16 protein-coding genes are annotated in these 19,306 nt (G+C 68.9%); 8 read left to right on the top strand and 8 right to left on the bottom strand.

All coding sequences use genetic code 11. From position 1 onward, the window contains the following. Positions 1-37 precede the first annotated feature (37 nt). The 3 genes from F4561_RS14415 to F4561_RS14405 all read right to left on the bottom strand — a co-directional run bounded on the left by F4561_RS14415 (position 38) and on the right by F4561_RS14405 (position 4,059). A complete protein-coding gene (locus tag F4561_RS14415) occupies positions 38-523 on the bottom strand; it encodes a hypothetical protein (protein ID WP_184579377.1) in 486 nt (161 codons plus the stop codon). 11 nt (positions 524-534) lie between these two features. Next, complete coding sequence (locus F4561_RS33710) at positions 535-1,797, bottom strand: C2 family cysteine protease (RefSeq protein WP_184579375.1); 1,263 nt, start codon at positions 1,795-1,797, stop codon at positions 535-537. 480 nt (positions 1,798-2,277) lie between these two features. Beyond that, a complete protein-coding gene (locus F4561_RS14405; protein WP_184579373.1) occupies positions 2,278-4,059 on the bottom strand; it encodes an outer membrane protein assembly factor BamB family protein in 1,782 nt (593 codons plus the stop codon). Between the two features lie 221 nt (positions 4,060-4,280). Here F4561_RS14405 and F4561_RS14400 point away from each other — a divergent pair, with 221 nt between their 5' ends. Next, positions 4,281-5,642, top strand: coding sequence for a hypothetical protein (locus F4561_RS14400; RefSeq protein WP_184579370.1), 1,362 nt, complete (start codon positions 4,281-4,283; stop codon positions 5,640-5,642). 188 nt (positions 5,643-5,830) lie between these two features. Further along, a complete protein-coding gene (locus F4561_RS14395; RefSeq protein WP_184579367.1) occupies positions 5,831-6,346 on the top strand; it encodes a Uma2 family endonuclease in 516 nt (171 codons plus the stop codon). A gap of 71 nt (positions 6,347-6,417) precedes the next feature. On the opposite strand, the gene F4561_RS14390 is transcribed toward F4561_RS14395, so the two are convergent. From F4561_RS14390 to F4561_RS14375, 4 genes are read right to left on the bottom strand one after another with little or no spacing between them, the layout of a single operon-like run. Further along, on the bottom strand, positions 6,418-7,212 hold the full coding sequence (locus F4561_RS14390; protein ID WP_312885268.1) for a sirohydrochlorin chelatase: 795 nt from the start codon (positions 7,210-7,212) through the stop codon (positions 6,418-6,420). Beyond that, positions 7,209-7,910, bottom strand: coding sequence for a phosphoadenylyl-sulfate reductase (locus F4561_RS14385; RefSeq protein ID WP_184579363.1), 702 nt, complete (start codon positions 7,908-7,910; stop codon positions 7,209-7,211). Before F4561_RS14385 ends, F4561_RS14390 begins: the two co-directional genes overlap by 4 nt. Continuing rightward, a complete protein-coding gene (locus F4561_RS14380; protein WP_184579361.1) occupies positions 7,907-8,110 on the bottom strand; it encodes a hypothetical protein in 204 nt (67 codons plus the stop codon). The genes F4561_RS14385 and F4561_RS14380 overlap by 4 nt, the downstream gene beginning before the upstream one ends. Before the next feature lie 17 nt (positions 8,111-8,127). After that, complete coding sequence (locus F4561_RS14375) at positions 8,128-9,810, bottom strand: nitrite/sulfite reductase (protein ID WP_184579359.1); 1,683 nt, start codon at positions 9,808-9,810, stop codon at positions 8,128-8,130. A 482-nt stretch (positions 9,811-10,292) separates the two neighbouring features. On the opposite strand from F4561_RS14375, the gene F4561_RS14370 reads away from it, so the two are divergent. The 4 genes from F4561_RS14370 (at position 10,293) to F4561_RS33315 (ending at position 15,107) form a co-directional block, all read left to right on the top strand. Continuing rightward, positions 10,293-11,648 carry a YihY/virulence factor BrkB family protein gene (locus F4561_RS14370; protein ID WP_312885267.1) on the top strand — a complete coding sequence of 452 codons (1,356 nt, stop codon included), beginning with the start codon at positions 10,293-10,295 and terminating at the stop codon, positions 11,646-11,648. Between the two features lie 99 nt (positions 11,649-11,747). Continuing rightward, positions 11,748-12,497 (top strand): HNH endonuclease family protein, encoded by a 750-nt coding sequence (locus tag F4561_RS14365; protein WP_184579355.1) that lies wholly within the window; start codon positions 11,748-11,750, stop codon positions 12,495-12,497. Positions 12,498-13,033: 536 nt separating this feature from the next. Further along, positions 13,034-14,461 carry a hypothetical protein gene (locus F4561_RS14360; protein ID WP_184579353.1) on the top strand — a complete coding sequence of 476 codons (1,428 nt, stop codon included), beginning with the start codon at positions 13,034-13,036 and terminating at the stop codon, positions 14,459-14,461. A gap of 25 nt (positions 14,462-14,486) precedes the next feature. After that, positions 14,487-15,107, top strand: coding sequence for a hypothetical protein (locus F4561_RS33315; RefSeq protein WP_184579352.1), 621 nt, complete (start codon positions 14,487-14,489; stop codon positions 15,105-15,107). Positions 15,108-15,168: 61 nt separating this feature from the next. Here F4561_RS33315 and F4561_RS14350 read toward each other — a convergent pair whose 3' ends face one another. Next, on the bottom strand, positions 15,169-16,371 hold the full coding sequence (locus F4561_RS14350; protein WP_312885266.1) for an MFS transporter: 1,203 nt from the start codon (positions 16,369-16,371) through the stop codon (positions 15,169-15,171). 653 nt (positions 16,372-17,024) lie between these two features. On the opposite strand from F4561_RS14350, the gene F4561_RS14345 reads away from it, so the two are divergent. Both F4561_RS14345 and F4561_RS14340 read left to right on the top strand, forming a co-directional pair. Continuing rightward, positions 17,025-17,591, top strand: coding sequence for a GNAT family N-acetyltransferase (locus tag F4561_RS14345; protein ID WP_184579351.1), 567 nt, complete (start codon positions 17,025-17,027; stop codon positions 17,589-17,591). A 309-nt stretch (positions 17,592-17,900) separates the two neighbouring features. Beyond that, on the top strand, positions 17,901-19,205 hold the full coding sequence (locus F4561_RS14340; RefSeq protein WP_184579349.1) for a phosphoribosyltransferase family protein: 1,305 nt from the start codon (positions 17,901-17,903) through the stop codon (positions 19,203-19,205). Positions 19,206-19,306 lie beyond the last annotated feature (101 nt).

Raw genomic sequence — 19,306 nt, 5'->3', positions numbered from 1 at the left:
GGCACGACCATTCGGGCTCGCCGGTGCCGGGGCGGGTTCAGTCCGGCGCCTCGACGCGGACGGTGACCGAGCCGCCCGGCGGGCCCTGGTCACCGTCGCCGGGGTCGTAGGGCGGGTCCGCCACGTCGACGATGGTGACGGTGTAGCCGTTGTCGAGGGTCTCGGAGTGGCCGGGTTCTCCTGAGACCTGCTGGCTGGTCACATCGGGCCCGGAGTCGTCCCCGGGGTTCTGGCTCACCTCCACCCTGCCCTCGCCGTCGTATACCGAGACCCCGAGCCTCAGTCCGTTGACGTCGTCGGTCGTACCGTTCTCCAGAGTCGCCTCCTCCTCTCCCTCGGGGGCACCGTTACCGTCGTTCGTGGGGCTCGGGGACTCCGGTTCCGGGGACTCCGAGCCCGGGGTGGCCGGCGCGGGGTCGGAAGACGCGGAATCCTCCGAAGAGCTTCCGCACCCGGCCGCGACGACGACGAGGACAGCGCCGACAAGTGCGCGCGGGAGAGAACCAAGAGGGAAGGCGGGCATAACGGTCAGCCTCATTCGGGGTCGACATTCTGGACCTCGTTCACCTGGTCGAGCTGGTCCACGTGGATGGTCACTTCCCTACCGGGGCCGTGCGGGTTGTACAAGGTCACGTTTCCGCTGTCGTCCATGCTCTGGACAACATAGGAATGCCAGGGGACGAGGGTGCCGTCGTCGTAAAGGGCTCCCTCAGCATCGTCCTCGCTCGGAGTGAGCAGGGTGACGGACTGGTCTTCGTCCAGCCACGACTCCAGGTCGGACTGGCTGACGTCCCCACCGTCGTGAAACTCGGAGTCGGCCCCGGTGAGGTCCTCCATACCGGTTCCCGGGTTCCCGCCGACGAGCTCGTTGTACCCGCCCGCCCTCTCGGCCATGGCCTTTTCCAGGACCATGGGCCACATCGCGTTGCCCGCGGGTTGGGCGTAGGCGATGTCGCCGTTCTCCAGCTCGGGGACATGGCCATTCTGCTGTTCCGGGAAGAAGGGGGTCACGGTGACATTCTCACCATCGGGGAAGGTGACAGTGAACGTCCCGTTGGCGTTCTCCTCGATCATGTCCTCGATGACCTCGGGGTTCTCATGGGCGAGGGCACCCATGCTCGCCATCCACCAGCAGTCCGCGATCGATCCCTGGAAGATGTTCTCCACGACCGGGCCGTCGTCTCCGAAGAGGTCGTGGTCGACGTAGCCGTAGTCGACCGCGGGGTTGTTCGGCATGTCGCCGTCCGACGTTCGGACATCGGAGATGTTCGGCTCGACGGAGTCGGGGGCGAGCTCGTTGAGCTCGTTGAGCAGATGAAGATCCGCGCGCACCAACAGGGCGTCAACGGCTCCTTCATCCTCGAGGAGCTCCCGGATCTCGTCGTCATCGAGCTCGTCGAGCGCCGCGCGGATCTCGCCGGGGGTCAGCTCGTTGATGATGTCGGCCGGGGAGTCGGGCCCGAACCAGGAACCCGGGTTGTACCAGGCCGCGCCGTCGTACTCCAGCGCGTCGCGAAGGTCCTCGGCCGCGTCCTGGCCCGCCTCGATCTCCTCGTCGGTGAGGGGAGGCGGGTCCTCGAGCGGGGTGGTCTCCCGATCGCCCCATTCCTCGTCATTGACGGGTTTCCCGAACCCGATAGGGCGTTCCTCATCGGAGGGGTCGGAGTCCGAAGAGTCACTCGCATCCGATACTTCGGCCGAATCGCAGTCCGTATCACCTTGGACGGAACATATCCCCCGGTTGATCATCGAGGCGACCGAGTCACCGATGGGGGTGATGGTGACAACCGCAGCCACCGCTGCGACCAGGAGGATTACGGCGCCATACTCGGTGTAGCCCGCGCCGAATTCAGAGGGATTCCTATCTCTGCGCAAAAGCGGAGACATCGGATCTCCGGGGGTGTGAATGGGGGATTCGGGACTCCGAGCATAGCCGTGGGCAGGGCGACAAGAAAGGCCCAAATCTCAATTGGGCCTGTGGGCCCAACGGGGAAATTTTGATCTTGCTGCGGACCGGGAGAAGCTCCCGCGCATCAACGGAGCCACGATAGAAGAGCAGTGGCTTCCACGGCTCCGGCTCATCAAGAGGGCTCCGTTGCCCCTGCGGTCTGCCGCGCGCGCATCCGCTGCGTCCGCCCCTGCCCTGATCACTGCCCATCGCCGGCGTTGCGGAGAACGGCTCTTCAACGCGGCGCGAAGGAGGGGTTTCCGCGACGGCGGCGAGATTCCTCTGATGAGGGCGATTCCCGCATCGCGCCGGGATGAGCGCCCCGGCTCCTATTGCAGACCGTAGACGGTTGGGGAGCCGTACATAGCGGCAACGGCCGCGTCGGGAGCGGGGAAGATTGCGGGCCCGAAACCATTATAAGGGAACTCGCCATTAGAGAGCTCACTATCAGGGCGATCGAAGTCCAGTGGAATTTTAGTGGAGTCGGCGTCGTCACCGTCCCAGGGAGTGGCCCACACGGCGACAGGGGTCGCCTTGCGTATTTCGTAGACCGAGAGCAGCATGTCCGCCAAGGGTGTGACCGTTTCGGGGATCTGGCGGCCGGAGTCGGGTATCGGCGTTTTACGAGGATTCCCGTCGAACGATTCCCACGCGAGGGCGGCCTCACCCGAACTCTGGTACCGCAGGTAGCCTTCCGCGGTGAAGGTGAACGCCGCATACTCGAGGTAAGGGTATCCGTGGAATGAAGGGGCGTCGCGGGATAGTACTTCTCCGCCCGCACCCAGGATGATGTTCTGTGCGCTCGATACGCGGGACCCCCATTCCCATTCGAGCGCGTGGAGGCTGCCGTCGGTCGCGGTGTAGGTTTTCACTCCACTGGATGTCACCCGCTCCTCATGGCGCCATATTTCTTTCCCGTTCTTCGCCGAGAGGCCGAGTACGACGATGACGGACGCGGTGTCAACCGAGTCTATATTTTCTTCGTGCCCGAATTCTTCGCCGCATTGCATGGTCAGCACGATCTCGTCGACAAGAGCGTCGTGGGTGGGGTGGCAGTTCTCGGGAGGCGGGTACGTCCAGGACTGTTTTCCCGTGTCCAGGTCGTAGGCGGTGAGCGTTCCGACCTCCGTGGATTCGCCGTCTTCCCCTCGTTCGTCTTCGAATTCGATGTCGACGTAGGAGTGCCGGGTCATCCGCATAGTGGATTCCATGGTGGGCGCCCCTCTCACCCCGGCGTACTCGTGGTCGGAGCGGACGTTGCCGGTGTGGGCGTCGAGGGCGACGACGCGCAGGGTGTCGCCGCCGGTGTGGTCGGTGGCGAGGAACGTCACCAGTGCCGCTTCCCCGTCTGGGGAGACCCGGAGGTTGACGGTTTCCTCGCCCTGGCGCCGGTAGTGCCAGCGTTCCTCGCCCGTGGCGGTATCGAGCGCGTAGACACCATCGTCGGTGCGCACTACGGCGCCATGACCGGCGGGACTGGCGTGGCGCACGAGGCTTCCGTCCGGGGCGTCCCACTGCCAGCCGATCGTGCGCACCTCGTCGGGTACCGGGGCGGGCTGTTCTGAGCGGCCGGTGGTGGTGGCGTCCACCGGCGTCGTCGTTACGGTCCACGCGAACACCAAGCCCACCGCGCACGCCCCGGTGCCAAGCCCGCCCAGCCCGCTGAGGATGGAGCCGGCACCGAGTGGGCGCCGGCCAACCGAGCGTAGGAACACGCTCAGCGCTCCCAGCGCGATTACGGTTAACAGGCCGCCAATGGAGAGGCCGTATGCCGTGAAGGAGACCAGGGTCTCGGCGCCGCCCACGAGACGTGCCTCACCGACCAGGATCCAGGACGGAAGCGAGGTGACGGCTACGACGACCGCGGTTGTCACCACCCATTTCGTGGGGACCGCTCCATCGTGGGCGAACCGGCGGCGTATCACGTCGGGACTGACAGAGAACATCCCGAGTGCGGCGGTGGCGGCGATGGCGACGATGGCGGCGAACGTGCCGATCGCCGCCACGTTCGCCTGCTTCCCGAGGGCAGCCACGTTCCAGGTCAGCGTCACGACACCGGCCAACGCGACACCGGAAAAGAACAGGACACGTTTGGGGGGGGGAGCGTACATAAGGGCCGACGTTATCTTATTCCGCCAAAACCTGGTAAATTGTTTTTTCTTTTAACGGCTGGTTCACCGCGAGCGGCTGCCACTGGTCAACGTCTGACATGTGATTCGGTCAGGTGGACTGCTGGTGACCGGCCACCGCGGAATTCCGCGGAGCGAGGCACCGCCCGCGGCGGGACGGATCGCGCTGCAATGCCATCGCCCCCATCTGGAAAGTTGTCCTCATGACCGCTGTACAACGCAGGTACGTCCTGTGGGTCACCGGCCTTGCGCTCGTCCTGATCGCCGGCTCCCTGTGGTGGCTCGCCGAGCCGGACGAGTCTGGTGAGCGTTACGGTTCGCAGGAGGCGTTCGCCGCGTTCGTGGAAGAGTGGCCCACCACTGGTACCGGTGATGCTGGTGCCGCTGACCGTGACGCCTTCGTGGCTGAGGCGAAGGACGAGGCGTGTGGCGATCCGGAAGAATGCCATCTCCTCCTCTGGGGGTATGAGGAGGATTCCAACTACAGCGGCGATGAAACCGAGGTGGAACTGTCGGCACTCGTCGCCGAACCCGGAGACGATGAGGAGGAGCGGGACACCATCCGGGTTACCTCCGTCACGCGCACCGAGACGGAAACGGACTCGGGAATCGAGACGGAAACGAGGGTGGGCGACCCGCGGGCCGTTCCGGTAACCGTTCCGACCCTGAGCTTCACGATCGGCCTGAAGGACGCGTTCCTCTTTCCCGCCGGAGTCGAGAACATCGGGGAGCTGCGCTACAGCGAAGAGGAAGACGGTGTGGTCGAGGAGGAACTGGCCGTCCCGGACGACGCGGATGCGGATCGAGTACGGTGGACCGACGGCAGAAATTGGTGGGCGAGTAGCAACTCAGCGGGAATGGAACCGATTATCCGGTATGAGCTCGATGGTGAAACCGTCTACCGGACGGCCCGAAACCACCGTGCGTGCGTTGGCGAGGGGGAGTCCTTCTGTCCAATAGAGTTCCCTTCCGAAGAAGTTCTCGTCTCGCTTCGGACAGTATGGGAGGGGCACCACGAATTCGATCCCTCCCGTGGTGGCACGCTGGATCTCAACGACTCGATCAAGATCGACGGTAGCTTCGATGGACTGTTCACTGAGGACACGACCACCTCTCACGGTGGAGTCGCGCGGATGCGGCTGGAGAAGGGCGAGTCCGAAACGGAAACGAAGAATACCGAAGAGATAACCGCGTACGCCATCTACTACGAGAACGGCTATCCGGCCACATTGAGCGCCTATCAAGATATCCCCCCTCAGGAGGGCGCGCAGTTCGGGGACGGCGACGGCCTGGAAAAATTCACCAGGGTCGCGGTATTCGGGAACCCCGTCATGATGACCAGTACAGAATTGCAGCTGGACCCCCTGGTGCCTGTGGCGTTCCATCCTTCGGGGGAACCTCCGCTCGCCGCTCCGCGAACGGAGACGGAAACCGAGAACGAGGATTTCACGATCTACGAACCGATCGACCCCGACGACTGGAGTCCGATGGCGTTCACCCATCTCGACGGAGACGGCGGACCCGTGGCCACCCAGTGGCTCGTCCACACCAGCCTTAGATCGTGAGCCATGCGCGGACGTGCCCTCCTGCCGTATCTGGGGGACTGTGGCAGCGTCCCGACACCACGGGCATCCGCGGAGCCGGACACAACCTCCGCACCCCGGCAATCCTGGCGCCATGAGTACTGCCGGAGTCCTGCCGGACTGGGTGATCCCCCCGCCCCGGGGGATTCACCGCCGAGGACTTCCTCGGCATGTCCGGGCTTCCGCCGCACACCGAATTGATCGACGGGAGCCTCGTCTTCGTGAGCCCGCAGGAGAAGTGGCACAGCCGGGTGATCAACCTGATCCTGCGGGAACTCGACCGGCAGGCCCCCGCGCACCTGCGCGCCGACCGGGAGATGGCGGTGCGTATCGCCAAGCGGCAGGTCCCCGAGCCGGACGTGGTCGTGGTCGACGCGGCCGCCTACGAGCGGCCCGAACCCAGCACCTACTACCTTCCAGCGGACGTGCGCCTGGTTGCGGAGGCCGGCTCCCCCGAGTCCGAGGACCGTGACCGGGACACCAAGCCCCGCAAGTACGCGACGGCGGGGATCACGCACTACTGGCGCGTGGAGAACACCGACGGTCGGGCGGTGGTCTACGGCTACGAGCTGGCCCCGGCATCCGCCGCATATGTGCCCACCGGTATCCACCACGACCGGCTGCGAGTCAGCGCGCCGTACACGGTCGACATCGATCTCACCGCCATCGGGCGCCGGCCCGCGTAGCGGGCTGTTCGCCCCGGTCCCGTACCGGGGCGGACCGCGGCGGCACTCTCACCGTCGGGACCGACGCTCACTCACCCGCGGTGCGCCCCGCCGCCGGACGGCACCACTGACGGATCCGCGGACAGGGCCTCGTCGTAGCGGGCGAGCACCAGCCGGGCGATCTCGGGTGCGTCGGCCAGAGCGGGGGAGACCGCGACCGCGCCCTCGGCGAACGCCTGGTCGGACACCCGGTCGGCGAAGAAACCCGGCGCCAGGAGATAGCTCGCCACGGCGACCCGCTCGGCACCGGACCCGCGCAGCCGGGCCACCGCCTCACCGGGAGTGGGGGAGGCAGCGGACGCGAACGCCGGCACCACCTCGGCCCAGGGCCCCCGGACGGCGAGCTGGCTCGCCAGCTCGCCGATCGTGGCATTGGCCCCGGCGTCACTGGAACCGGCGCAGGCCAGCACCAGCGCGGTACCGGGGTCGGACGCCAGGCCGGCCTCGGCGAGCCGGCGCTCCACCGCGTCGAGCAGCAGCGGGTGCGGGCCCAGGGTGCCGCCGTACCGCACCCGCAGCCACGGGCAGGACTCGCGCACCTGCCCCAGCACCTCCGGAAGGTCCACCTTGCTGTGGTACGCCGCGGTCAGCAGCGTCGGCAGCACCACGACCTCGCCGGCGCCTTCGGCGGCGAGGCCGGTGATGGCCTCCTCGGCACCGGGCTCCACGTGGTCCAGGTAGGCCACCCGCACGTCCAGCTCCGGACGCAGCCGCCGCACCCGCTCGAAGAGCCGCTCGACCGCCCGCGACGAGCGCTCGTCCTGGCTGCCGTGCGCGACCGCGATCAGCGGAGCACCACCGTCGGGTCCCTCTCCGCCCGCACTCACAGGTGGATCCCGCACTCGGTCTTGGCGGAGCCGGCCCAGCGCCCGCTGCGCGGGTCGTCGCCGGGGTCCACGGCCTGGGTGCACGGGGCGCAGCCGATGGAGGGGTAGCCGTCGTACTGCAGCGGGTTCACCAGGACGCCGTTCTCCTCCATGTAGGTGTCGACGTCCTCGCGGCTCCACCGCGCGATCGGGTTGACCTTGACCATCCGCTTGCGGCGGTCCCACTGCACCACGCCGACGCCGCGCCGGGTCAGCGCCTCGTCGCGCCGGACCCCGGTGATCCAGGCGTCGTAGGGCTCCAGGGCGCGCTGCAGCGGCTCGACCTTGCGCAGATGGCAGCAGATCTCCGGGTTGCGGCCGTGCAGCCGCGGCCCGAGGTCGCGGTCCTGCTCGGCCACGCTGCGCTGCGGCAGGACATTGATCAGGTTGATGTCGTAGATCTGGGCGACCGCGTCGCGGGTGCCGATCGTCTCGGCGAAGTGGTACCCGGTGTCCAGGAAGATCACGTCGATGCCCGGTCGCACCTTCGAGACCAGGTCGACCATGAGCGCGTCGGCCATCGAGGAGGTCATGCAGAGCCGATCGCCGAACGTTTCAGCGGCCCACTGGATGATCTCCTGCGGGCTCGCGTCCTCCAGTTCGGCGGCCGCTCGCTTCGCGATGGCATCACCGTCGAGTGTGTCGAGCGTGACGTTCATGCGTTCCCATCCGTCCTCTCCTCGGTGCGCCCGTCCGCGATGGCGGCCGTGCGAAGCCCGACGAACTTGACCCGGAACACCCGCGCGCAGGCCATGCACGCCCAGGCGTAGCCCGCGCCCTGCTCCCCGTCGCCCTCGTGCGGCACCAGGTCCTCGTCGCCGCAGTAGGGGCAGTAGTGCGGGGCGGCCCTCTCACTCATCTTCGGGACACCGTTCCTCACTTGAGATCGTTGTCGTCGGCGCGCGCCGCCCAGGTGGCGAACGCCTCGCCGTCGTCCTTCTGCTCCAGGTAGCGGCGGAGGACGCGCTCGATGTAGTCGGGAAGATCCTTGGAGGTGGTCTTGAGCCCGCGTACCTTGCGGCCGAACGCGGCGTTCAGTCCCATGGCGCCACCCAGGTGCACCTGGTAGCCCTCGACCTGCTCGCCGTTCTCGTCCGTGACCAACTGGCCCTTCAACCCGATGTCGGCGACCTGGATCCGGGCGCAGGAGTTCGGGCAGCCGTTCAGGTTGATGGTGACGGGCTCGGGGAAGTCGGGCAGCCGCTGTTCCAGATCGTCGATCAGTGCCGCCCCGCGGTCCTTCGTCTCGACGATGCCCAGCTTGCAGAACTCGATCCCGGTGCACGCCATGGTCTGCCGGCGGAACGTGCTCGGACGCACCTGCAGGTCCTCGGCCTCAAGCGCAGCGGTGATCGAGCCGACCCGCTCGTCGGTGATGTCGAGGATGACGAGCTTCTGGTCGGCCGTCGTGCGAATCCGGTCGGAGCCGTGCGCCTCGGCGATGTCGGCGAGCCGGGAGAGCTGCGTCCCCGGGGTCCGGCCCACCCGCGCGGCGAAGCCGACGTAGTTGCGGCCGTCGCGCTGGCGGTGCACGCCGATGTGGTCCCTGCGCTGTCCCGGGGTCAGCTCCGGCGCCGGGCCGTCGGGCAGCGCGTAGCCGAGGTACTCCTTCTCCAGCACCTCGCGGAACTTCTCCGGTCCCCAGTCCTTGATCAGGAACTTGATGCGGGCGCGGTGCCGGAGCCGGCGGTAGCCGTAGTCGCGGAAGACCGACGTGACCCCCGCCCAGACCTCGCTGAGCTGGTCGGGACGCACGAACGCGCCCAACCGCTGGGCGAACATGGGATTGGTCGACAGACCGCCCCCGACGTGCAGGTCGTAGCCGGCAGTGCCGTCGTGCCCCCGCACACCGACGAACGCCACGTCGTTGATCTCGTGGTTCGTGCAGTAGGCGGAGCAACCGGAGATGGAGGTCTTGTACTTGCGCGGCAGGTTGGAGAAGAGCTGGCTGCCGATGTGGTCGTCCTGTACCTGCTGGATCTGCGGTGTAGCGTCGATGATCTCGTCTTCGGCGACCCCGGCCAGCGGGCAGCCCAGGATCACCCGCGGGGTGTCACCGCAGGCCTCGGTGCTGGACAGCCCGACGGCCTCCAGCTTCTCCCAGATCGCGGGCACGTCCTCGATGCGGATCCAGTGCAGCTGCACGTTCTGGCGGTCGGTGATGTCGGCGGTGTCGCGGGCGTAGGTCGTGGAGATCTCGCCGATCGTGCGAAGCTGCGCCGCGCTCAACTGCCCGCCGTCGATCCGGACGCGCAGCATGAAGTAGCGGTCGTCGAGCTCCTCGGGCTCCAGAACGGCCGTCTTCCCGCCGTCGATGCCCGGGGCCCGCTGGGTGTAGAGCCCGTACCAGCGGAAACGCCCCCGGAGGTCGGCGGGGTCGATCGAGTCGAATCCCGCCTTGGAGTAGATGTCGATGATGCGCTGCCGGACGTTCAGCCCGTCGTCGTTCTTCTTGTTCTCTTCGTTCTTGTTGAGCGGTTCGCGGTAGCCGAGCGCCCACTGGCCCTCGCCCCTGCGGGGGCGGGACGACTTGGCGCCGGTGGCGGAGGTAGGAGGCATCGCGGGTGTCTCCGAGCGGTTCGCTGGGGCGCGGGACGACACCGACGCGGCGCGGCCAGCACGACACCGCCCTGCCTCCGGACGTCATCGTGCTTGGAGGCAATGGGCCAATGCTGCTGAGGAGGAAACGTCGGGGCCGCTCACGCCCCTGAGGATGGGCGGACAGGACCTACGGGCGGCAAGATCAACCGACGTTACGACAGATGGCGCTACGGACCCGCAGAAGGTCCACGTGCCGGCGCACGCAGAGCATCGGATCCAGAGCAGCGATCATGTCACGACCATGCCACGTCATGACCCTCCCTGTCCAGAGAACACCGGCCGCCCCGGGCGGTGAACCGTGTCACTCCGCCAAACCGCGTGCGCAGGTTATGTTGGCCGCGGCGCCGAGGGTCACAATCGGCCATCAAAACGGTATGAATGCGGCGTGCGCAGGTGGGGAGGATCCGGTCACCGGCATATCAGCAGCGTACGTTGGGCGTGTGAAGCGCGTGAGCGAAAAGCCCCGGCGCGCGGTTCGGGTATGGCTGGAGCGGCATCGGAGGATCGGCGCTCTTGTGCTGCTCGTGGGACGCACGGCCTACGAGACCGTGCAGATCCGGGTGGTCGGTCTGGCCGCCGAGGCGGCGTTCTTCTCCCTGTTGTCCCTGCCGGCTCTGCTCCTGGGCCTCCTTGGTGCGCTCGGCCACCTGGCACCGCTCGTCGGTGTGGTCACGGTCGAGGAGACCCGCGCCTGGATCATCGACACCGCCGCCCTCACGCTGACCGCCGAAACCGTCGACAGCGTGGTCGTGCCCCTCATCGACGACTTCCTGCGCGGGGCGCAGGGCAGCGTCCTGTCCATCACGTTCCTGGTGTCCCTGTGGTCCGGATCGCGGGCCATGAACGTGTTCATCGACGCCATAACCATCGGCTACCGCCTCGACGGGCTACGCGGATGGATCTGGCAGCGCGTGCTCGCGTTCATCGCCTACGTCGGCGGCCTGCTGTTCGCGCTCCTTGTGCTCCCCATCCTCGTCGCCGGGCCGGAGCTGGTCCACAAGTTTCTCCCGAGCACCATCGGCTACCTGCACCTGGCCTACTGGCCGACCGTGGGCGGGCTCTCTGCCGTGGCCGTCGCCCTGCTTTACACGCTCAGCGTGCCGGTGCACACGCCCCCCTGGCGGCACCTGCCGGGAGCCCTGCTGGCCACGGTGATCCTGATGGTGGGATCGGTGCTGCTGCGGCTCTACCTCAGCGCGTCGCTCGGGCAGGTCACGATCTACGGCTCCCTGGCCGCACCCATCGCGATCCTGGTGTGGTTCTGGGTGGTCGGGCTGGCCGTGCTCATCGGATCGGCGCTGAACGCCGAGATCGACTCCATGTGGCCGACCGAACGGACCGCCGCCGCGCGGGCCGAGTTGGCCGCTCGCAGCCACGCCCACACCTCACGCCTGGTCCAACGGCGCGAACAGGCGCTGCGCGACGTCAGCGGGGAAGAGCAGCCGTCCGGCGGGGAAGAGGCGTCCGAACCGGAGGTGCCCGAGCAGGAGGCGCCCGAGCAGGAGGCGCCCGCGGCGGGCGCTGGCGAGGGCAGCAGCGGCCGGGACACCGCGGACCGAACCCGCGACACTGCCAGGCCGGTGCCCCGGCAGGCGAGCGAAACGTGTGCCTCGCCGGGGCCAGCGCCGCCCGGTGAGGCGCCTGATGCGGCAGCGGCTGAACCGGCGTCGCGCCGGCCCGACGGCGGCGCCCCGGAGGATGTGGACGGCGAGAGTGCCGCCGGCCCCCACGCGGTAACTTCGGGCGGAGCCGACCGGAGGAAGAACTCGGCACCCGAGAACGAGGAACGCGAGTAACGCGAAACCCGGGTCCGGCCCAGCACCGATTCACCGGCCACCCGGCCCATCGGTTCGCCACCCTTGCTCCCCGCCACCCCCCACTGGACTCCCGTATCCATGACACGTTCCATCCCTCCGGGCCCGCCCGGATCCGACCGCCGCCGTGTTGCCGGGCTGTTGTCGTCAGCGCTCGCGGTTCTCGCGACCATCGCCGTTGTCTCCGCTATCAACGGCGGCAACCTCCTCCGCGACGCCGCCCGCGACCTCACCGGCCTCGGCGAGGAACCGTTCGCCGGCGACGAGGGCCCGGCCACCAGGGCCGACGTCGGCGAAGCGCGCACACGCCTCGCAGCCATCGACATCACCGATCCCGGCTCCCAGCACGGCGACTACGACCGCGACGCGTTCGGTGCGGACTGGGCCGACACCACCGGCAACGGATGCCCCACCCGACACGAGATCCTGGCCCGCGATCTGGACGCGGTCGAGACGGCGCACGACTGCACGGTGCGCAGCGGGGTACTCGAGGATCCCTATACCGGCGACCGCGTCCGCTTCACCGCCAGCGACCCCCAGGCGGTGCAGATCGACCACGTGGTACCGCTGGCGCTCGCGTGGCGCATGGGCGCCGCCGAATGGGACCGCGAGCGGCGGGTCCGGTTCGCCAACGACCCCCGGAACCTGCTGGCGACCCACGGCGCGGCCAACATGGACAAGGGCGACTCCGGTCCGGGCGACTGGCAACCGTACGAGGGGTACCAGTGCTCGTACTCCGTCAGCTACATCGACGCCACCCACCACTACGACCTGCCCCTGACCCCCCGCGACCACGACGGGCTCGCGCGGATGCTGGAGAGCTGCACATGAAGGGCGCGCCTCCGCGTGCACGCCGTACAGTATGCGGCCGCTTTCGTGACCGACCGGATGTGGCCAATGTCCGGGGCGGGGCGGACACGCGCGACACCGTCCGTCCCGCTGAGCGACAGGCCCTGATCGCGATCACCAACACCCCTGTTGTCGCAGGTGGCCGGCGAAGTGATGGGGATCCGGACCGGTCACGGGGCCCCTGGGGCGCAACGGATCCGTCGGTCCGAAAGCTGTGTTGTCGTGACCTTGGGTCAGTATCATCGCAGACGCCCCCTGAGCGGTCCCTCTCGCCGCTCGCTGACCGCCCCTCACCCCACCCAGTTCAGGCTTCCTATGCCGCGTCGTGTGCCGGTCGTCGCCAGGACGGCCGAACCAGAGCTGTCGGACAGGTTCTCGATGAGTGCAGTGTCGCTGTCTCGTGCCTTTGCCCTGCTACCTGTTCCTGTCCTGGTCGCTGACCCCGCCACTGCCAGGCCGGTGCGCGCCCGCGCGCCACGGGCGGGAGCCCCTGGGGCCCTTGGCCCTCGGGAGTCGCTGTGACTAGTGCCGACGAGCTGGAACCGGCCCAGCACTTCGTCACCATTGTCATCTCCCCCGACGAGTCGCGCGCCGAAGTCACTTTCCAGGGCAACACCCAGGTCGTGACCGGCAACGCGCCCAAGGAGACCCGGCGCGACGCCCTGGATGCCGTCACCCGGCACGCGCTCAGCCTGGGCCGGCCGGTGCGGGTCAACGCCCGCGACTCCAACGGAGAATGGCAGCTCGTAGTCACCCCCGATGGCATCGTGCACGCCGAGGGCGGCGAAGCCCCGGAGCATAAGCTTCCGAAGGGGCCCAAGGCCGGCAGGCCGCCTTCGCGGGTCCGGACCGCCCTCCGGGTCGCCGGTATCGGCACACTCGCTGTCGGACTCCTCGCCGCCGTGGGCGGTGTGGTCCTGTGGTTGCTGCCGGACACCGTGGTCGAACCGAGTAATGGAAACGGGTCGTCCGTCACGTTCGACGCCCGGCCCAACCCCCCGGGCTACGGCCCCGAGGCCGATTGGCGGACCCCGACCGACCCGGACTCCGGGCTGGGAGTCTCCCCGGAGGGCGACCGAGTCGGTTATATCGACCGGGAGGGACAGCTCGTTGTCGCGGGGCCCGATGGGACCGCCGAGTGGTCTGCGGAGCTGCCCTTCGATATCGCGGATGCCGAGGCTCCCCCGCAGTTCGTGCGCGACGGTGACGGCTACGCTGTCGCTCTCGTCGCCGAGGATGTGCTGTTTCAGTGGCCCGAAGGCGGCGGCGACCCCGTCGAGTACGAGGTTCCCTCCGAGACGGCGGTCTCGTTCGCCGGTAGCTCGGCGCTCGTGTCCAACGACGAGAGCGCGTTCGTCCCGGTCGATGGTGAGCTGCGGGAGGTGCCGGTCGAAGCGCCGGCGGGGCCGCTGGTCGCCGACGGCGAGCGCGTGCTCATGGCCGAGCTGAACGCGGTCCCGTGGACCTGGGTGGCGCCCGACGAGTCCGTCACCGAGGTCGACCCCGATACCCCGCCCGGAGGCGACTCTGTCGACCAGGTGATAACCGCCAGCACCGACCACGTCGTCGTGCGTTGGACCGCCGAGAGCGGCGACGACGTGGTCCTCGGCGTGCACGACTCCACCGACGGCGCGATTGTGGCTTCGCATGCCACAGCTCCCGACGAGATCGACGAGGCCCGGTGGGTCGAAGGAGACACCATGGCCGCGTACGGCCCGGTTCTGGTCAACCTGGACGACGGGTCGACCGAGACCGTGGATGGCTTCGAACCGCTCAGTGCCACCGGAGACACCGTCTACGGCGAGATCGGTGGTGACCCGGTCGCCGCGGGCCCCGATGGTGAACCCGTCGACCTGGAGGAGAACACCGCGCGTCCCTGGGGCCTGCTCGACGGCCGAGCCGTTGTGGTCGCCGATGACCATCTCTATGCCCTCTCCCCGCAATGAATCCCCCGAAAAAGAAAGGAGCTGTATGTCGCATACATCGCGCGCGGTCTCCGTGACCGCCGCGGCCCTGCTGGCCACCGGGTTCTCGGTGGGGCCGGCGTTTGCCGACGAGGAAGGGGTCGGAGGCCCGGATCTTACCGATCCGGGGCCGCCGGAAGCGTCCGGCCCGCCGATTGATGACCCCACCCCGCCGGACCCGCCCACGCCGCCGGATGACCCGGACCCGCCGGACCCGCCGGACCCACCGGATCCGACAGACCCGCCGGATCCACCGGACCCGCCGGACCCGCCGGATCCACCGGACCCGCCGGACCCGCCGGACCCGACAGATCCGCCGGATGACCCGGATCCGACAGACCCGCCGGATGACCCGGATCCGCCGGACGACCCGGGGGACCCGGCTCCGCCGCCGGACGACGGTGGTGACGGTGGTGACGGTGGTGACGCCGGTGAGGGCGACGAGCAGTCGGCCCCCAACGGCGACCAGCAGGCCGCGGCACCCGCGGGTGACAACGAGTCCGGGGGCGAGCTCCCGGTCACTGGGATCGAGCTTTCGGGCTTCGTGCTCGGAGGCGTCCTCGCCGCAGGCATCGGTGCGGTGACCATCTACGCGACTCGGCGCCCCGCAGTTCCCCAGGAGCTGTAGCGCGCCGGACACACCGATGCGGGAAACCCGTCCCGGGCCGCCACTGGCGGCCCGGGACGGGTCATTCGCGGCGCCGCAGCGTCACCGCGAGCGCCGCGGCGAGCACTCCTCCGGCGGGAACCACCCACAACCCGACACCAAGCGACGTTCCGTCAGCGATCATCCCGACCAGCGGCGGGAAACCCAGGAACCCCAACCGCCCGAGCCAGCCGGCGACGGCCACCCCGTCGCCACTCCGCACCCCGGGAACGTTTCCGGCCGCCGCGAGTGTCAGCGGGAACAGTGTCGCCACGCCCAGACCGAGCAGGCCGAACCCGGCGATCGCCGTTCCCGTGCCCGGCACCAGCAGGGCCGCTCCGAGCCCCGCCGCGGTGAGCAGCGCGCCCGAACGGGCGACAGTCACGGCGCCGAACCGGTCGGTGAGCCGGTCGCCGGTGAGCCGGCCGACGGTCATCATCGCCTGGCAGGCGACGAACGGCAGGCCCGCGACGAAGGCGCTGGCACCCAGTTCGTGCCGCGTGTACACGGCACCCCACGACGCCGCGGAGTCCTCGATCCCCCCGGCCATCATCAGCAGCACGCTCAGCCCGAGCAGCAGGAACACGGCGCGCACCGGTGGGCGGACCAGTCGCCCGCCTCCCGGGCGCGGCGCGCCGTCGCCGCGTTCGGCGTGCTCGGGTCCCGGGAGAAGCCCCCGGGCAACGCCCAGGGTCAGCACAACACACAGCAGCGCGACACCGGAGAGATGCGCGAGCAGGGGCACGCCGAGTCCCGCCATGCTCGCGCCGAGCAGCCCGCCGCCCACCGCCGCGATGCTCCAGACGGCGTGGAAGGTGTTGATGATCGTCCGCCCGTAGCGGTGCTGTACCCGCAGGCCGTGGGCGTTCATGGCGGCGTCCATCCACGCGTCGGCGCATCCCAGGAGGAAGAGGGCCGACGCGAAGGACCACCACCCTGGTGCCAGCGCGACCAGCGGCAACGTCAACGCGAGCAGGAACCCCGAGGCCACGGCCGCGCGACCGCTCCCCAACCGCGCAATGAGGGGGCCGGCGAGCAACCCGGTGACCAGTGCCCCCAGCGGCATGGCCGCGACCGCCGTTCCCAGCGCCGTGTTGGAGAGCTCCAGGTCGCTCTTGATCGTCGGCAGCCACGGGACGACGTTGGTGTAACAGAATCCGTTGACCAGAAAGAGGCCGACCACAGCGAGCCGGCCGCGCCGCGCCGACGCATCGGGGACCTCCGGGATTTGCCGACCGACTGTCACCCAACCTCCTGAACTGGTCCACGAATGCCACTCCGGAGGCTACGCGCCCGCAATGGGTGGGTTGAATTGCTTTTCGGGTGAGTGTGTATAAGTGTGCGTGAGGTTGCTCCAGTGGTGTTACGGCTCTGGGGTGAATCTGACTGAGTGGGCGCGAGCGCAGGGGATCAGTCCGCACCAGTCCGCACACGGCGTATCGCTGGTTAGGACCACGTCCCTGAGCCAGGCCTGCAAAGACGGCCTGATCGGTGTGGACACCAAGGCCGACCACCTTGCTGCCTGGCGCCTGGACGAACACGGCAACCCGGTGGGTGAGCCGCGCCGGTTCTCCTACGACCCAGTGGCCCGGCCGAGCATCGGACCGCCCAGGACCGACCGGAGTCCCCGGGGCGTGGGAGAACCCGCCCCCCGCGTTCCCGGATCACGCACACGATGCGCGCAACCCGGATGCGGAGCGAAAGCGGAGGACCAGTGTGCCCAACACCGTTCGGGGCACGCGGCTGAGCCTGCGCGACCCACGCCCAGCCGTTAGGAACGGTTGCGCCGCACGCCCAACACTTCTTACATAGGATCTTTCGCCTGAATCTCGTTGGATACGATGACTCGCCGCTGCCGGAACCCCGTTCGTCCGGCCTTTATGACCGGAGGTCCGATCGATGATCGACCTGAACGCGCTGCGTGCGAAACCTACCCTCTCGGGGGGTCGCGTCCGGCTGGTCCCGCTAACCGAGGAACACACAGACGCGTTCTACGCGTCGACCCTGGATGAGGAGGTGCGGCGACTCACGGGTACGCATCACATGCCCAGCTATCTCCAGGTCCAGGAGTGGTGCGCGACGCGTGCCGAGAGCCCCGACCGGGTGGATCTCGCGATCACCGAGCAGCCGGGCGGGCGCTTCGTGGGCGAGCTCTCGCTGCAGGACTTCGACCCCGACAACGAGAGCGCCGGTTACCGCATCGCATTGTCGGCCATCGAGTTCACCGGTCAGGGGCTGGGCAGGGAGGCCACCCGGCTCATTCTGGAGTACGCGTTCGGTGAGCTCGGCCTGCACCGCGTCTGGTTGCATGTCCACGCGTTCAACATGCGTGCGATAGCGGTGTACCGAGCGTGCGGCTTCAGCGTCGAGGGCCGGATGCGTGATTCGCTCTTCTGGGACGGGCGCCGGCACGACTCCCTTCTCATGGCGATACTGGAGCACGACTTCGCCAAGGCGTCCCGGTGAGCGCCCGAGGTGTTTTCTGGGCTCGCTGCCGCTCGCCGGGTCGGGCGCCCGGAAGCCGGGAACCTTCGGGCACCTCCGGTGTGGCGCCCCGGTCGGCTTCGCCGGTCGCGGGCGCCCCACCTGCGGACCCTCCAGAACCCCGGCAGCGCCCGAACGTGCCCGGTCCCCGGTCGTGCTTCGGCTGGATTCCGTCAGGTGGCGGGGTTGGGGTGGACGGTGGAGCGGGTATGGCCGTAGGCACTCTCCGCTGAGCTTCGCGGAGAGGAGCGGGGAACCGCTGCACGTCTGGGGCTGGGACATCGGACGAGTATGAATCCGCTACCCGTATCGCTGCCGTTCACCGACCGCTCCGAGGCGGGCCGCCGCCTCGCCGAGCGGGTCCGCGCGTATGCGGTGACCGAGCCCCTGATCCTCGCCCTGCCGCGCGGCGGGGTTCCGGTCGGCGCCGAGCTCGCCCGGCGCCTGCGCGTTCCCCTGGACGTCCTCATGGTCCGCAAGATCGGGCTGCCAGGGCACAAGGAGACCGGGATCGGGGCGGTCGCCGAGGACGGCCACGTGTGCTTCGATGACCGCGCCCTGGCCCGCATGGGGATATCCCGCGAAGCGCTGGCGGAGACCATCGAGGCGGAGCGCGCCGAGCTCGCCCGCCGCGTTGAGGTGTACCGGGGCACCCGGGCCGCGCCCCGCCTGACCGGGCGCGACGTCATCGTCGTCGATGACGGCGTCGCCACCGGCGGGACCGCGAAGGCCGCGCTGCGCATGGTGCGCCGGCAGCGGCCGGCGCGGCTGGTGCTGGCCATCCCGGTCGCCTCGCAGCAGGCGGTCGAGATGCTGCGCCCCGAGGTCGACACCATCATCGTGTTGACCGCACCGGAGAATTTCCATGCCGTGGGGGAGTGGTACCGCGACTTCGGCCAGCTCACCGACGGCGACGTATCGGCTGTCCTGGGCGAGCTGCGCACCTCGCTGGCCAGCGCCGACTCCGAGCGCGCGGTGCGGATCCGCGCGTCAGACGTCTACCTCGACGGTGATCTGGCCAGCCCGTCGGATGTTCGGGGGGCGGTGGTGTTCGCCGTCAGCCACGGGCGGCACCACCCGCGGCACAACGTCGTCGCGCAGGAGTTGCGCCGCTCGGGCTACGCGACACTCACGCTCGACCTGCTCACGCACGACGAGTGGCGCCGGGAAGGCCGCGACGGCGGCAGCGGTGTCGAAACCGGCCAACTGGGCGAGCGGCTCAACGCGGCGGTGCGGTGGCTGCGCCGGGCCACCGATCTCGCTAGTGAGCCGGTGGGGCTGGTGGGCTCGGGAGCCGCGGCGCCGGCGGCGTTGCTGACCGCTGCCGGCCATCCCCGAGATGTGGCCGCGGTCGTCGTGCACGGGGAGCGGATCGACTTGGCCGAGGAGAGTCTTCCCAAGGTGCGTGCGCCGACCCTGGCCCTGGTCGAGGGCGACGACTCGTTCGTCCGCGAGCTCACCGAATGGGCCCTGAGCAAGCTGGGCGCGCCGTACGAGCTGCGGGTGGTTCCGGGCGCGGAGCAGTTGCTGGGACAGTCCGAGGACTGGCGCGAGGCGGGCGAGTTCGCGGCCGGATGGTTCGAACGTCACCTGTAAGCTCACCATAAAACCCGTGGCGCCCTCGACGGGGTAACGTCGGGGCGCCACGGGTTTGGAAGAGGCCGGGGCCTGATGGAGACTGTGGTCTGGAGGCCGGT

The organism is Lipingzhangella halophila, from assembly GCF_014203805.1.
Taxonomy (GTDB): domain Bacteria; phylum Actinomycetota; class Actinomycetes; order Streptosporangiales; family Streptosporangiaceae; genus Lipingzhangella; species Lipingzhangella halophila.
This window is presented reverse-complemented; position numbering and strand designations above follow the sequence as displayed.